10 protein-coding genes and 5 pseudogenes are annotated in these 13,440 nt (G+C 42.6%); 6 read left to right on the top strand and 9 right to left on the bottom strand.

The window, feature by feature from the left end; all coding sequences use genetic code 11:
- From HMPREF2890_RS04440 to HMPREF2890_RS09080, 4 genes are all read right to left on the bottom strand, one after another.
- Positions 1-288: helix-turn-helix domain-containing protein (locus tag HMPREF2890_RS04440; RefSeq protein WP_070465971.1), on the bottom strand; the 288-nt coding region annotated here is incomplete at its 3' end.
- Positions 276-2,360 (bottom strand): bifunctional DNA primase/helicase, encoded by a 2,085-nt coding sequence (locus HMPREF2890_RS04435; RefSeq protein ID WP_070465969.1) that lies wholly within the window; start codon positions 2,358-2,360, stop codon positions 276-278. The genes HMPREF2890_RS04435 and HMPREF2890_RS04440, both read right to left, overlap by 13 nt.
- Positions 2,357-2,752, bottom strand: a complete 396-nt coding sequence (locus HMPREF2890_RS04430; protein ID WP_025883864.1) for a hypothetical protein — start codon at positions 2,750-2,752, stop codon at positions 2,357-2,359. The genes HMPREF2890_RS04435 and HMPREF2890_RS04430 overlap by 4 nt, the downstream gene beginning before the upstream one ends.
- A complete protein-coding gene (locus HMPREF2890_RS09080; protein WP_168160415.1) occupies positions 2,739-3,221 on the bottom strand; it encodes a hypothetical protein in 483 nt (160 codons plus the stop codon). The genes HMPREF2890_RS04430 and HMPREF2890_RS09080 overlap by 14 nt, the downstream gene beginning before the upstream one ends.
- A gap of 787 nt (positions 3,222-4,008) precedes the next feature.
- Here HMPREF2890_RS09080 and HMPREF2890_RS04420 point away from each other — a divergent pair.
- The 6 genes and pseudogenes from HMPREF2890_RS04420 (at position 4,009) to HMPREF2890_RS04395 (ending at position 9,622) form a co-directional block, all read left to right on the top strand.
- The gene (locus HMPREF2890_RS04420) at positions 4,009-5,244 is read left to right on the top strand and encodes a site-specific integrase (protein ID WP_070465965.1); all 1,236 of its coding nucleotides are present in this window, start codon (positions 4,009-4,011) and stop codon (positions 5,242-5,244) included.
- A gap of 84 nt (positions 5,245-5,328) precedes the next feature.
- Positions 5,329-5,841, top strand: a pseudogene (locus HMPREF2890_RS04415) (ORF6N domain-containing protein).
- A gap of 347 nt (positions 5,842-6,188) precedes the next feature.
- Positions 6,189-7,463, top strand: a complete 1,275-nt coding sequence (locus HMPREF2890_RS04410; protein ID WP_070465963.1) for a hypothetical protein — start codon at positions 6,189-6,191, stop codon at positions 7,461-7,463.
- A gap of 603 nt (positions 7,464-8,066) precedes the next feature.
- Positions 8,067-8,600, top strand: a pseudogene (locus tag HMPREF2890_RS04405) (antirestriction protein ArdA).
- A 305-nt stretch (positions 8,601-8,905) separates the two neighbouring features.
- Positions 8,906-9,127 (top strand): DUF3873 family protein, encoded by a 222-nt coding sequence (locus HMPREF2890_RS04400; RefSeq protein ID WP_070465961.1) that lies wholly within the window; start codon positions 8,906-8,908, stop codon positions 9,125-9,127.
- An 11-nt stretch (positions 9,128-9,138) separates the two neighbouring features.
- Positions 9,139-9,622, top strand: a pseudogene (locus tag HMPREF2890_RS04395) (hypothetical protein).
- A gap of 102 nt (positions 9,623-9,724) precedes the next feature.
- On the opposite strand, the gene HMPREF2890_RS04390 reads toward HMPREF2890_RS04395, so the two are convergent.
- The 5 genes and pseudogenes from HMPREF2890_RS04390 to HMPREF2890_RS09275 form a co-directional block, all read right to left on the bottom strand.
- Positions 9,725-10,759, bottom strand: a complete 1,035-nt coding sequence (locus HMPREF2890_RS04390; RefSeq protein ID WP_070465958.1) for a hypothetical protein — start codon at positions 10,757-10,759, stop codon at positions 9,725-9,727.
- 86 nt (positions 10,760-10,845) lie between these two features.
- Positions 10,846-11,292 (bottom strand): DUF3872 domain-containing protein, encoded by a 447-nt coding sequence (locus HMPREF2890_RS04385; RefSeq protein ID WP_070465956.1) that lies wholly within the window; start codon positions 11,290-11,292, stop codon positions 10,846-10,848.
- Between the two features lie 15 nt (positions 11,293-11,307).
- Complete coding sequence (locus HMPREF2890_RS04380) at positions 11,308-11,889, bottom strand: conjugal transfer protein TraO (RefSeq protein ID WP_070465954.1); 582 nt, start codon at positions 11,887-11,889, stop codon at positions 11,308-11,310.
- Positions 11,890-11,891: 2 nt separating this feature from the next.
- A pseudogene (gene traN / locus HMPREF2890_RS04375) lies at positions 11,892-12,392 on the bottom strand (conjugative transposon protein TraN); the annotation flags it as partial.
- Positions 12,393-12,419: 27 nt separating this feature from the next.
- Positions 12,420-13,121 (bottom strand): annotated as a pseudogene (locus tag HMPREF2890_RS09275) (ISAs1 family transposase); the annotation flags it as partial.
- Between the last annotated feature and the right edge of the window lie 319 nt (positions 13,122-13,440).

The raw sequence follows: 13,440 nt of genomic DNA, 5'->3' as shown, positions 1-13,440 counted from the left end.
TAGCATCTCATCGATTTCCTCACGAAGGAACAATAGGCGACCATTAGCTTTGAGGTAAGGGATCTTACCTGCCCATACCCAATTGTAGATGGTCTTTTGCTCAACCTTTAGCAATCTAGACACATCAATGATGTCAAGATACTCAGGCTTGAGCGGTGGCTGTACAGCAGCGTCTATGGCTTGCTCCCGTAATACCAGTAAGTGGTCTAGCTTTTCTTCCACATTCGCTAGCTTATCAAACAATCGCTTTTGCCAAGGATCTTCTGTAAGATAGTCTAAGTATGACATAGTTCCCCTTTTTGATAATTCCCTGCAGTATCTTGTGACAAGATACGTTGCTCTCTCATATAAGCAATATACTTCTTTGCTGTGCGCTCTTTGACTCCCATCTCTCGCATTAAGACATCGCACAACTCTTGGTAGGAGAGACGATGGTTACTTTGAAAGATCTCCGTAACAATTGAGATCAATTCGTCAGTTTTTCGCTTCTCCTTATCCTCCTTAGACTTTTCCCCACGATAGACATGCATTCCCAGCCCTTTATCCCATCCAAAGAGCATCATAGGAACATCTAAAGGGCTCCCATCTCTCACCTTCAAAGCCTTGACTACAGAGTATTCAGGATTGTCATCCTTCTCAATTGAAAGAATTCCTGCTGACTTACGTTGTAATTCTGAGCCTATGTGCCCACGAAGCTTGATACCGTTTGGCACAAAGTGTAACACACAAATGATACATGTGTTATAAATCCCCGCTAGTCTGTAAAGCTCATCTACGACAGCGATACTCTCTGTCTCATCGTTTGCAGAACGCACCAAGTCTGCAATCCCATCAATAACTACTAAGTGTATCCCTCCATGTTTATGACGAAACAAGTCCATGCTTTCACGAATAAGTTTCAACCGATCCTTACGAGAAAGGGAGGCTAGATATAAAGAGTGGTAAAAGTCAGGAACAGTCTCTACATCGGCTCTCCGTAATGTCTTTCCCAAATTCTTGTATAGTTGAGCCTCAGACTGCTCTGTGTCATAGTGCAAAACAGCCAAGGCTTTTGGATTGGGAGTTATTTCTAATCCTAGTGTTCGCTCTGAATCTAACCTTTCAGCACATAATGTGCCTGCAAGGATAGAGCCAATGTAATTACTCTTGCCCGTACCCTCTCCACCTGTAATGCAGAAAAGATTGTCCTGAGAGCCAAGAGGGACTCCATTGACTGAGACAACCGACTTAGAAACATCTGGAGGGTTGTCGTAATCAATCTCACAAGATTGCAATATCATCATTGTTTCGCTGTATAGGCTGGAAAACATTCGCGCGAGAAGATCTCTTAAATCCTGCTGACTATGGCCTAGGGCAAAGTAGTCAGAGATATCTTTCTCCGTTTTGATACCACTCAAAGGGAGTTGTAGTCTAAGCACTCCAAATTCAGAAAGCGCTTCCACCTGTTTCTGTGCCTCTCTGATCCCTGTTTCATCAGAGTCGTATAAGATGATGAGGTGTAAGAAGCGAAGTGAAAGACTTTCGATAATACCTCTTGGTATTTGTGCAGTCTCGCTATTGAAACAAATAGCATTGAAATGGTGTGCAGAAAGAGAGAGGACATCTTTTTCTCCTCCCGTAATAAATAGGATATCTCCTTTATTAGGTAGTTGTGCTAGCCCAAATACATACTCTTCCGATTTTTCTCCACCATATAGAAACCTCAGTTTACTATTCGGTCGATATATTTTGACGAAGTCATTGTGAGCGTAACAGAAAATGGGTTCTTCTGAAGAAGAGATGAGCTTAAAAGGTTTTCCCTCTCTACTCACCGATTCGTAGCAAGACAACGATTTGACATGGTATTGCTCCAATGTTTCCAAGGAGATCCCATATTGTTCCCAAAAAGCAAGTTCCTTTTGCGTAAAGGGTCGCTCATAAACTCTGAACGATTTTTTGTTTGCTATGTATTCCACTTTATCCATCGATTCTGTACACCTCTTTTGACTCTGTTCAACGGATTGCCTAGGATAGGTGGAACGGGCCGCTTTCATGTTTGTGTCTCCTCTGTATTCAATAGAAATCTTTAGATTTAGATCCTGGATAATAGTCACTAAAACCTTCTTGAACTCAGATCGGACATCAAGCCCCAAAATTGTTGCAGCAAACCAAAAGCAATCACCTGAGTATGCTTCATTTCCAAAGTCTTTCATTCGATAGGAGTCTGACTTAGGATCAAAATAGATATTGCAAGATGCTCGTTTGTCATCATAGAGAGGATTGCGAAAGTTCCGCTTGGGAACAAAGTCAATTGGCATATAGAAGTAGAAAACCTCTAATCCTCGATTGGTCAACTGTAGGATTTCTTCTTTTAGTGTCATAGCTCTTCAAAAAGATTTTGTGCATCTTCCCCCAAATAACCTTTCAGTATGCCATCCTTGTAAGCATTCAACCGTTGCAATGCTTCTATGCGTCTAAATCCTTTGAACGTCGCACGTCCTGATTTTACAGCTATATATAGACCCTTAAAAGGATAAAGGACATGATTACAGGATACATAGCGATATGGAACAGCATTGGCATCTCGCCATCGAGCAAGAGAAGCTTTTGATATTCCTAATAGACGCATGACGTCTGATGAATTTAGCTCGATCTTTTCCTCAAGGACGCTATACTCTCTTTTGAGTTCTTTGATGAAGTCTGCAACTTGGCGTACTTCCTCTCGAAGTCCTTGAATTTCATCGAGAAGTGTGCTAGGGTTATACGTCTCCATAGGATTCTGCCAATGTTTGAAAGGTTTCAGCTAGAAGTGGAAGTAGCTTCTTCAGTAGCTCATGTTCGGTTTCTTTCAGGAAGATCTCAATGAGGCGTTCAATATTGGATAATGCGTCATCTATTTCTAGCGGGTGAAAATGGCGAAGAATACGTAGTAAGTCCTCTTTCTGCACCATAAGACATTGATTCCCATGGTGAGTTTGCACAGAGGCGAAAGATTCAACCGCCCCTAACGGCAAATGCAGAATGAGCGTATCCATACCAAAAGCTTCAGCACATCTTTGATAAGTACTGAGGCGAATGTCTCTTTGGAACTTGCAAGTCTTTACAAAGTTCGAGTAGTCTAATCCGCTGTCATATGCTAGTTGCTTGACATTGTCACATGAAGCCAACATCATATCTAGTGTTGGACAAATGACATACAATCGTCTATCTCTTGCGGGCTTAATGGGTCGATTTTTGTTCATGTTTCTTCTACTGTTGAATTATCATCTGCAAAGATCCTATTCAAAGCCCTTTATAGACGAATATCTAAACACCATTCATTGGTAATATTCTACCAGTGTATGTTCATCAACACACTTCTCTGCATAGCGATATCACTTCATAGATCTTTTGGGCATGCCACCTCCATTGTTTTAGGAGACGTCATAATGAGATAAGCTGAAGTGAGTAGCATCTCATATAATGACCGCCAGTGCACGGTGCAAGCCTTATCTATATATAAGGGCTTGCACCGTGCACTGGAATTGTAGCCAAGAAACTTAGAGTAATTTTATTCCCAGATATTTGGAGGTTGTTCTACTTATTCGTACCTTTGAACCCGAGAAATGCAAGCGAGCAAATCTCACAGCAATAGCTATGAGTATTCTCAAAATACTCTCCTATGGCTACAATTTGGCTACAATTAAATCTTAGAGGAATATAAATAACTACGATATAAGGAGTTAGAAGGCTTGGTTTACAACCCTCCCTCTCCGCTGAACTAACCGGACAAAACCGGACAGTAAGCAGACAAGTCCCACAAAATCAATGATTTGTGGGACTTTTTTTATCCCCTTGTGTCTGCCTTAAAGTACACCTTTTCGCCCCAGAAAGACAAAGTTCGTAACCTAACTCGTACCCCCGACAAACAAAAGCGGAAAGGGGGTACAGATTGTTCGGAATTGGCGAAGTCCTGTCGCTATTTGGCTTGCCTGCATAGAACTCGTTTTAAGAGATTTACAATAGTTTTGCAACTTAAAGAAGTGGGTTATGAAATCGACATTCAACATTTTCTTTTACGCAAAGAAAGACAAGCAGAAAGCCAACGGTGCGTACCCCATTTTTGCCCGTATCACAGTGGACGGCGTGGCAAGCCGTTTTAATACCAAACTGGACGTGCCACACTCTATTTGGGACGGTAAAATGGGCAAGGTTACCGGACGTACTTCGGAAGCCAGCCGCATAAACCGTATGCTGGATGATATAAACGCATCTTTGAACACCATTTGCCACGAAATGCAACGGTGTGACAACTACGTGACCGCCGAGAAAGTAAAGAACGGGTTCTTGTGGCATAGCGAGAACCACGAAACTATCCTTACCCTGTTCCAAAAGCACAATGACGATGTGAAGCAGCTGGTGGGCATATCCAAGACGATAGCGACCTACCGCAAGTATGAAGTCACCCGCCGCCACCTTGCCGAGTTTATTCAAAGCAAGTACAACGTATCGGACATATCCATTAAGGAGATAACGCCGATGTTCATTACCGATTTTGAGTTGTACTTGCGTACAGCTAGCAAATGCGGTTACAACACCACTGCCAAGTTCATGCAGTTCTTCAAGCGCATCATCATCATAGCCCGTAACAACGGCATATTGGTAAACGACCCATTCGCCAATTATAAAATCCGGTTGGATAATGTGGATAGGGGTTACTTGACGGAGGACGAGATAAAAATCATCCTCAAAAAGAAAATGGTTTCCGAACGGCTTGAACACGTCAGGGACTTGTTCATCTTTGCCTGTTTCACCGGACTTGCCTATATAGATGTAGCCGGACTTACGCAAGATAATATCCGCAAATCCTTTGACGGCAACCTTTGGATAATGACAAAGCGGCAAAAGACCAATACGGACGTGAATGTTCCCTTGCTGGATATTCCCAAGATGATTTTGAAGAAGTACAAGGGCAAATTGCCAAACGGTAAGATACTTCCCATTATCAGCAATCAGAAGCTGAATGCGTACTTGAAAGAGATTGCCGATGTATGCGGGATTAAAAAGAACTTGACATTCCACCTTGCAAGGCATACTTTCGCTACGACCACCACACTTTCAAAAGGCGTACCCATTGAAACGGTCAACAAGATGCTGGGACACACGAACATTGAAACGACTCAAATTTACACCCGCATAACTAATAGCAAGATAGGCAGCGATATGCAGGGGCTTGACAAGAAGTTTGTCGGCATCGAAAATATTTACAAGGAAGTAGCAATTTAATCTTGATTGTTGGGAACTGGTCACAAATTGTGACCAGTAATTACTATTGTTCAAACATTACTTAATCCCCTAAAATATACAATTATGGATTTACAGATTATCCAAAACAAGATTTTTGAAGTCAGAGGCTGCCGGGTGATGCTCGATTACCATTTGGCAGAACTCTACCAAGTGGAAACACGAGCCTTGAAGCAGGCGGTCAAACGCAATATTGAGCGTTTCCCCGGTGATTTTATGTTTGTTCTCACCAAAGAGGAAGCTAACTTTCTGTTATCCATAGGGGTATCATAAAATGTGATACCTCCTGATTATAACTTCGGCGTTGCTATGCCTATGGCTTTCACGGAACAGGGCGTAGCCATGTTGTCCTCTGTTCTCCGCTCCAAAGTAGCCATAGAGGTAAACATTTCAATTATGCGGGCTTTCGTCCTCATGCGACAAATGGTAATCGGTTACGAGGAACTGTTAAAGCGCATCGAAGAACTGGAGGTAAGCACCGATGCGCAGTTCAATGAACTGTACCAAGCACTTACCCAGCTTTTAAGCCAGTCACAACAGCAGAAAGAACGCCGTCCGATAGGTTTTTGTTACCTATGAGCGTTTAGGTGACAAATAGGTAACGATTTCTGTAACGAAATTTCACCTAACAATCTATATCCCAATAAGGTATATTCTTCCACCTTGCGGGCGGTCCTGCGACTACCCGCATTTTTCATATCCTTTTCCAACTGGCACGTTCCCCGGAACGCCAGCCGTGCATGGCATAGCTGACTGTATTCCGTGAAAAGAGCTATTAAAAATTAGCGCAAATACTTTTATATCTCAGACAAAAATACTATTTTTGTAAAAAAGAGGCTTTTACGGTTGTATAATGTTTAAACACGCAAGACGTCACTTTAATGCCTCTTTTGATTAAACTCTTAGTGTATTAATTCAACAATAAGATGAAAAGATTAAAAACTTTGCTTGGATATTATATACCGACATTCTTTGAAATGCAAGTGAATTCAACAGACGATAATATGATTATCTCTAAGATGTCTGATATAGATGCTACAATTTTATTTCATGAGTATATCCATTTTCTACAAGACTTTACGACTTACTATGGACTTAATAATTTGTATGTTCAAAGCGAGTATATACATAGTGTGGTAAATAGAATATATAAAACTAACAAACAGTTTGCAGTTCCATTTGAAATAACTGACAATAATGACAATTTACTGCTTAATCAACAGATATGTAAATTGACAGCTGGAGATACGGAAGAATCATCCATTTATACCATTGATGAAATAATAGAGGATACAGATACATTGATTCCCAATCCGTGTATCAACAATATACAGAGTGTTGTATTGAATCCTAATGATAACATTCGTTCTTTTGGAGCTTTAGCAATTATGGAAAGTATGGCTTACATTATGGAAAGATTATGTTCACCAATTGGAGTGCAAGTTTCTCCTGACTATCCATATCGTGCAGCAGAACTTGTTGCCCAATACTATGATAGGGAATTTGGGGATGATTTACTTAAAGTTCTTGTATTGTGTGATATATCTCTTTTAAATTCCAACCCGGGAGTGTATTTTGTTAATACTGCAAAAAGAATAAGTAGTGGAGAATTAGTGATTAATAATGCTGAAGAATTATATGATTGGTTTTACAAACAGCCATGTAGTATAACTAATTCTTCTTCTCCGTTGGTATTTGAGCAAGCATTTGAAAATTTAGCTAACCAAGTCAATCAATCACTACATAGTTATATTCGTGACATAATAGAACAAGACACGTTTCATAAATGGATAAATCATTTAACAGATTTTGCCAAAGACTGGAGAGTAAATGATAAGTATTTCTTGCTTAAAATGGCAAAACAAAATGATTTGAAAAAAAATAATTGTTGGGGCTATACCATATCAAGAGTAGGAAGCCCTTTAATGAAAAATCAATACAATCATTATTTCAAAATACCTTATGAGGGTATGAAGGAAGGAGATAATGTTGAGATCTTTAATGCTATTAAAGAAATATACCAATTGTTTTCGGATGGCAAGAAAAATTGCGAAATGTTTAATTGGTGTTGCGATTCTCCTAATTCTACACCTAATGAATTATGCAAAACGGAACCATGGAAAAAATGCAATGAGAAATTTCTATGTCCTTATGCTTTTTTATGGAAACATTGGAATTTGAAAACGCATGAGCCTATTTGATATATTAAAAATTAAATAAAAGAAGAAAATTTTTATCTTGAGGGCAGTCCCCCGACTACCCGCATTTTTTTATACCCTTTTTCACTGGCAAATTCCCCGAAACGCCAGCCGTGCATGGCATGGCTGGCTGTATTTCGTGAAAAGAGCCGTTGGAAACCCGCACAAGCGTAGCGCAAGGTGAACTTGCCATGCCCTTGCCTTTCCCGCCCGCATGGAGTGTTCTCTAAAAGGCTAAAGAAAGCAGGCGCTTTTCCCCTGTTTCCCTATCTGTAAATCTTCCTCTTACGCGGTCCCCCAGCCTGGACAATCGTTTTTATCATTTCAATAGGCAAAGGTAGTTACGTGTTCTTCACGATTTTGTAAGGTCAAGCCGTCCAGGTTCGGTGAAAAAATCTTCTCTGCGCCCACCGGGTGCGAGGTATTTTTTATCCAAAACCTTGCAAACTCTAAACACTACCCTTTTACGCCTATGTGAAACGAAAACGACCGACCCGACCGGAAGACGCATAAAAAAAGTCGGATTTACGGGAAACAGGAAAAAAGTTCAGTGAAACTTCAACTCCCTTACCTCTCAAATCCGCATAAACTTAAAAAATTACAATTATGGATGCAACGACATTATCAGCAGCACAAGTTTATGTAGGCACTTACGCCAAGTATAACAACGGTTCGCTGTCCGCCGCATGGCTCGACCTTTCGGACTATTCGGACAAGGAAGAATTTTACGAAGCCTGCCGGGAACTGCACGAGGACGAAGAAGATGCGGAATACATGTTTCAGGATTACGACAATATCCCGGAAGCCCTGATCTCCGAAAGCTGGATTTCTGAAAACTTCTTCGCTCAGCGTGATGCGGTGGAAGATTCGAGCGACACTGAGCAGGAAGCCTTTTTCGTGTGGTGCAACGACTAAAGCCGTGATTTGGGCGAGGAAGATGCGGACGATCTTGTACGTGCTTTCCGGGACGAGTATCAGGGTCAATATGACTATGAAGAAGATTTTGCCTATGAGATAGTGGAGGAATGTTACGACCTGCCGGACTTCGCCAAAACCTATTTCGATTACAAACAGTTTGCCCGTGACCCCTTTATGTGCGATTACTGGTTTGATGACGGCTTTGTGTTCCGTGCGGCATAATGATAACCAATTCGGGCGGGGTGTCAAAGCCCCGCCCGCTAAAAACAACTAAGCGATGAAACGGAAAAGTATTTATAAAATCCTTTGGCGGGCGGTGGGCTTCTGCCTTGTGTAGTGGCTTATCAGCACCACCGGAGCAGGTACAGCGATTGTGGCATATATCGTGTTTCGTATCGTCTGTTTCCTGCTTCGGGTCTGCCTGTCCGTCTTTTATGTGTTAGGCGTGGCTCTGCTTTTCCTGCTGTTGCTTTCCTTGCTGACAATATAATACGATTGAAATATAATAACTTAAAAAATAGAGCATCATACAGTCACTTAACAAAAGCGGGGTAAGCATTGCCCAAACACCGGGAGAAGAAAAATTCGTGAAATTCCATTCGGGCGCATTCAAGGGGCGGACATTTTACCTGTACGACTATCGCCATACCGTTATGGAGTTGTTCAGCACGGTAGCTAAAACGCTGGACGAGTGCCACCGCAGGCGTGACGGATGGGTAGCGAAGAATGAACGGAGTAACAACAAGTAAATTTTAGGGATATGGAAACGACAGAAGTAAACAGGAAACTAATCGGCAGGCGTTGCGAGTGCATTTTTTACGGGCTTAATGGTAACGGGCGTTATCGAGGACACGGAGGAAAACGAACACACTACGGGGGTAAAAGTCCGCTTCGACCGTCCGCACCAATGGGGAGATGATTTGTATAATGATGTTTGGGCGTGGGGGTGTAAGACAGACGAGTTTGGCACGTTGCACCACCTGCAACTGTTGGAGGACAAACCGGACTTTCAGACAATGACAGTAGTTTTCGGCGAGCCTATCGGCGAAATAGACCGCAGTGTTTTTGAAGATGTGGAAACGTGGGGTGTCTGTTCCCTGCAAGGTTGGGTAAACAGCTACGAAAGTGTCAGGTATGTTGCCATAAACGACCACACGGCGGTCATAACGGGCGAATATAACATGGAACAGGTAAAGGTGTGGTTAGAGAAATATGTACCCATAAAGAGCCTTAAAACCAGTTGATAGAGAACGGCGGCGGTTTGCCGCCGCTACTTTCTTTCGTGAGTACCGGAAAATAAAGTAGCAAAGAAACCACGCTCTTTGATATACTTTATTCTCTTTAAATTATTGCCCGCTAAATCCAAAAGACTCTAATGTCTCATTAAAAACTTGTACATACCGTTCGGCAGTTTTTTTATCACCTTGTTTTACTTCTTCTTCTGAATATAACCGTTCCATAAAAGATTGAAATATTCTATCCGGCATATTACCTGATAATCCTACTGCATTCCAAATTTTATTGGCTTTTTCTTTTTCATTTAGCAATCGCTTAAATGCCATTTCTTTAACCATTTGCTTCATGGCATCTTCAAAGGCTTTTTTTTCTACACTTACGCATTGTTGTGAGTCCGTTCCGGTATTAACTGGAGCAGATTTTATTACATCTTCCAAACCAAGATAAGTATAATCATTGGGCAATTCAATATTCTGTTTGTCAAAATCGGCACAAAGTATGGTATCTCCTAATGTAAGAGTTAGAGTTTTAGCTTCCTCCTTGTATCTTCCACCCAAATATGCTAATCCATTAGGAAGGTACGAAGGAGAACGAAGTAAACGATAAGAGAATTTGCATTTTTCTATAATTGGAGTAACATCTTGGTTATTAGCAACAGCTTCTATGTACTCGTTTAAACATTCACCTAAATTTAATTCAATATCCTCAGGTAAAGCAAATTGAAATTGTCTCGAAACAGACATTCGCCAAACAATAGATAACCAAAAGAAATAAGCTATGTCCGATTGAATAGATTTTCCTTTTGAGTAATGTTCAGCAAAAGGCGTTTCTAAATATTTAGACAAGTTGGCCTCGCATTTAGGACAAAAAATATAATCTTTTGATGCCGTATTGTTTTTTAATTCTTGGTTAATACGTTCATCCGTTAACTTTTTTTGATTGAAAAGTTCATCTAATTTTGTGTCTGGAACAGCTCCTACATATACCTTATCTTCATAAGAAGTCATTGTAAACATTACTTCTTTATCTCGTTTTCCACTACCATCATAACTACACACTTTTGTGATCATAAAACTTGGAATCAAGTGTGAGTTGGTTTTTGTTGCCTTTTCCTTATTGCAAATTAAACAGTTGTTATATTCCATAATTTCTTATAGTTAGTTCTTTCGACCACAAATTTAGCAATAAAAGCATTCAATAATACTTTTCCGAATGCTTTTAATAAGTTAATCTAGAAATATTTATTCTCGCTACTATCATTATTAAATGAGAACGAAAGCTGTTGCATCTGTCCGAAGCAGTCAATCACATAAATGTCAATCGTCTGCTGGTCGGTCGATGCCGAGGTGTAATAGAGCCTGAACGTTTCTTTCTCCAGCGGGTAAAGGTCATTGGGCAGGAACACCGTGCCGTTATCCATTTCCAGCTTCCCTTTGCCGTCCGGCTGAAAATAGCGTATCTGATAGGTCGTCGGCTGGTAATAGCCGCCACGTACCAGCTGGCAGCGTATTTCGGCGGTTTCTCCGATTTTCAGTTTCTTGGGTACTGGCAGCGTTTCGATGCTGAACGGGTACGCCTGCTGAATATCCAAGCTGTCATTACAGGCGGCGACAAGCACAAGGGCGGCCACGATGTAGCAGACCATGATGATTTTATACATTACGTTCTTCATATACATTGTTATATATGGCGGTTAGTTGTTTATGAATTTTACCCCGATGCCTACCTGTGTGTGGAACTTTCCTATGTCCGAGCCGAACAACGACCGTTCCCTTGCGTTCAGCAGCAGAGCCACCCGGTCGGTCAGGTAGGCTTCCAGTTCCAGCGTGAGCGCACCGCCGTAAATGAAGCAGTCCTTATCCTGCAAGGTAGAACCGTCCGGCAGCAGCTTTTCGCTTTTGTTGCTCACCTCATACCCGGCGAGTGCTGGCAGTCCCAGCGAGAGGAAAAAGGTCTTTCGCCTGTCCGAAAGGAATTTCAGGTAATAGCCGCCCTCTGCGGTGAACTGTTTTACGGGTATTTGCATATCCTTGTAGTCATACTTCTTGTGCAGGTATTCCCCGCCGATAATCCAGCGGTTGGCGTTCTTGGTGTAAACGCTGTATGCCGCCCCGATGTGGTAGGCAAAATCCGTGTCGGAGTCCCGATGTACACCGTCCGCCATGCCCGCCGTGACCTGCAAGCCTTTCATGCCCGGCAGGTATCTTTGTGCGTGTGCCTGGTTGAAATGCAGGCACAGCGCAAAGAGTATTCCGATAAATAGAAACCGTTTCATCCCTATTTGATTTTGAGTTCGTTAATCACTTCTGCGTTAACGATGTCGGAATTTTCCACCCGGATAGCTTGATGCCGCCCGCCGTTCTTTTCGTAGAGTTCCACCAGCAGCAGTTTGTTGTCCGGTATGGTGAACTTCGGCAGGGCGTACACCGTGCGGACGGTGCTTTTCCCGGCAATCTCTATTACCTCGTTGTAGCTACGTACCGCATCCAGCACCGTTTCCTGAATAGCCGTGCGTTTGGGTACTTTCTTATCGACTATTTTAAACTTGATGAAGTCGGTATCGAAAGTCACGTTGGAACTGTTCTTCGTTTGCGTGTGTACATAGAGCATCCCGTTATAGGTGTAAATCCACTTGATTAAGAACTGGATTCCGAAACGCTTGCTACCTAAGTGGCGCACTCTTCGGTCATTGTTCTTGTAGATGCTCTGCATTATCAGCTTCACCAGTAGCGGGCTTTCATTACCCAGTTCCCGGAAATAGATGTTCATGCGGGTATGCAGGGCTGACGTTTTTGGGGAATGGGCTCACAGCTTCATAGATAGCAGCTCTGATGGTTTCAGGGTGGCGTTGGTACGAAACTGAGTGATCAGTCTTTTGCCGCTCTTTTCCTTCATTTTGTCGACAAAGAAGAGAGCGATTTTAGACATAATATTGAAGTTCTTCGCCTCATTACATTTCCTCTTAAGCTGTCGATCCTCAATCTTCACCACATCCAGTGTGTGGTGAAGATTGTTCTCAATTGACCAGTGAGCTCTTATAAGGTCAAACACTTTCCCGGGGTCGGATAGTGATGAGATATAGTAGCTAAGCACGTCGCTTCCTTCACCCTGCTTCTTGTCTATCCGCCTCCTCCTGAGCGGATGAACGGATCGCAGTCCGGGCCACTCCTTGAGACTGATGGTCACGGCCGTATCATTCAGTCGCATCGGGTCGACTATGCTTCTCAGCTTGCGAGTCTCGATCCTTCCATGACCGAGCTCGGGGTCACCTCCGGTGGTGATGATCTCGGAGTTGTAGTACTTTCCCTCGAAAAATCCCTCAAGCTCAACCTTGGTTCCCTTTTGGTTGTCCTTGACACACAGGATGTAATCACCGCCTTGTGACACGATCTGCTCTGCGATTTTTCTCTGTGTCCCCATCGCATCAATCGTGACAGTAGCCCCCTTGATGTCGATAAGGGCAAGCAGCTACTTGATGGCATTCACCTCATTGCTTTTCTTAGAGATAAAGACCTGATCCAGAGAGGTGTGTATCCTGGAAAGGTAAGCCGTCACCGTGTGACAATCCGCATCCGGTTCCATCTTTTTCACGCCTCTCATAGGCTTCCCGTCGATGCAGATATGCTCTCCGACAGAACTGTATACCTCTATGAGTCAGGACTTAAATGCATTGTGGAACGTGGCCGGCAATAGGGCTTGGAAAGACGGCGCAGAACACATCGTGCGAAGGGGTGTACCTCCTGAGCTCCTGTCCCGAAATCTTGAAATAGAGTTTCCGTAAGTCCTTCTGATGGATCTCGGCATAGTCCTCCATCGCATGCCACGA

It is taken from the genome of Porphyromonas sp. HMSC065F10, assembly GCF_001808555.1.
Classification (GTDB): Bacteria; Bacteroidota; Bacteroidia; order Bacteroidales; family Porphyromonadaceae; genus Porphyromonas_A.
The sequence above is the reverse complement of the archived record's forward strand: the minus strand, read 5'-3'. Positions and strand labels throughout refer to the sequence as shown.

What these genes read in the sequence shown, in the direction of transcription:
- HMPREF2890_RS04430 (WP_025883864.1), bottom strand. Translation starts at nt 2,752, where the DNA reads ATGGAGACGTATAACCCTAGCACACTTCTCGATGAAATTCAAGGACTT.
- HMPREF2890_RS04410 (WP_070465963.1), top strand. Translation starts at nt 6,189, where the DNA reads ATGAAAAGATTAAAAACTTTGCTTGGATATTATATACCGACATTCTTT.
- HMPREF2890_RS04420 (WP_070465965.1), top strand. Translation starts at nt 4,009, where the DNA reads ATGAAATCGACATTCAACATTTTCTTTTACGCAAAGAAAGACAAGCAG.
- HMPREF2890_RS04385 (WP_070465956.1), bottom strand. Translation starts at nt 11,292, where the DNA reads ATGTATATGAAGAACGTAATGTATAAAATCATCATGGTCTGCTACATC.
- HMPREF2890_RS09080 (WP_168160415.1), bottom strand. Translation starts at nt 3,221, where the DNA reads ATGAACAAAAATCGACCCATTAAGCCCGCAAGAGATAGACGATTGTAT.
- HMPREF2890_RS04380 (WP_070465954.1), bottom strand. Translation starts at nt 11,889, where the DNA reads ATGAAACGGTTTCTATTTATCGGAATACTCTTTGCGCTGTGCCTGCAT.
- HMPREF2890_RS04435 (WP_070465969.1), bottom strand. Translation starts at nt 2,360, where the DNA reads ATGACACTAAAAGAAGAAATCCTACAGTTGACCAATCGAGGATTAGAG.
- HMPREF2890_RS04390 (WP_070465958.1), bottom strand. Translation starts at nt 10,759, where the DNA reads ATGGAATATAACAACTGTTTAATTTGCAATAAGGAAAAGGCAACAAAA.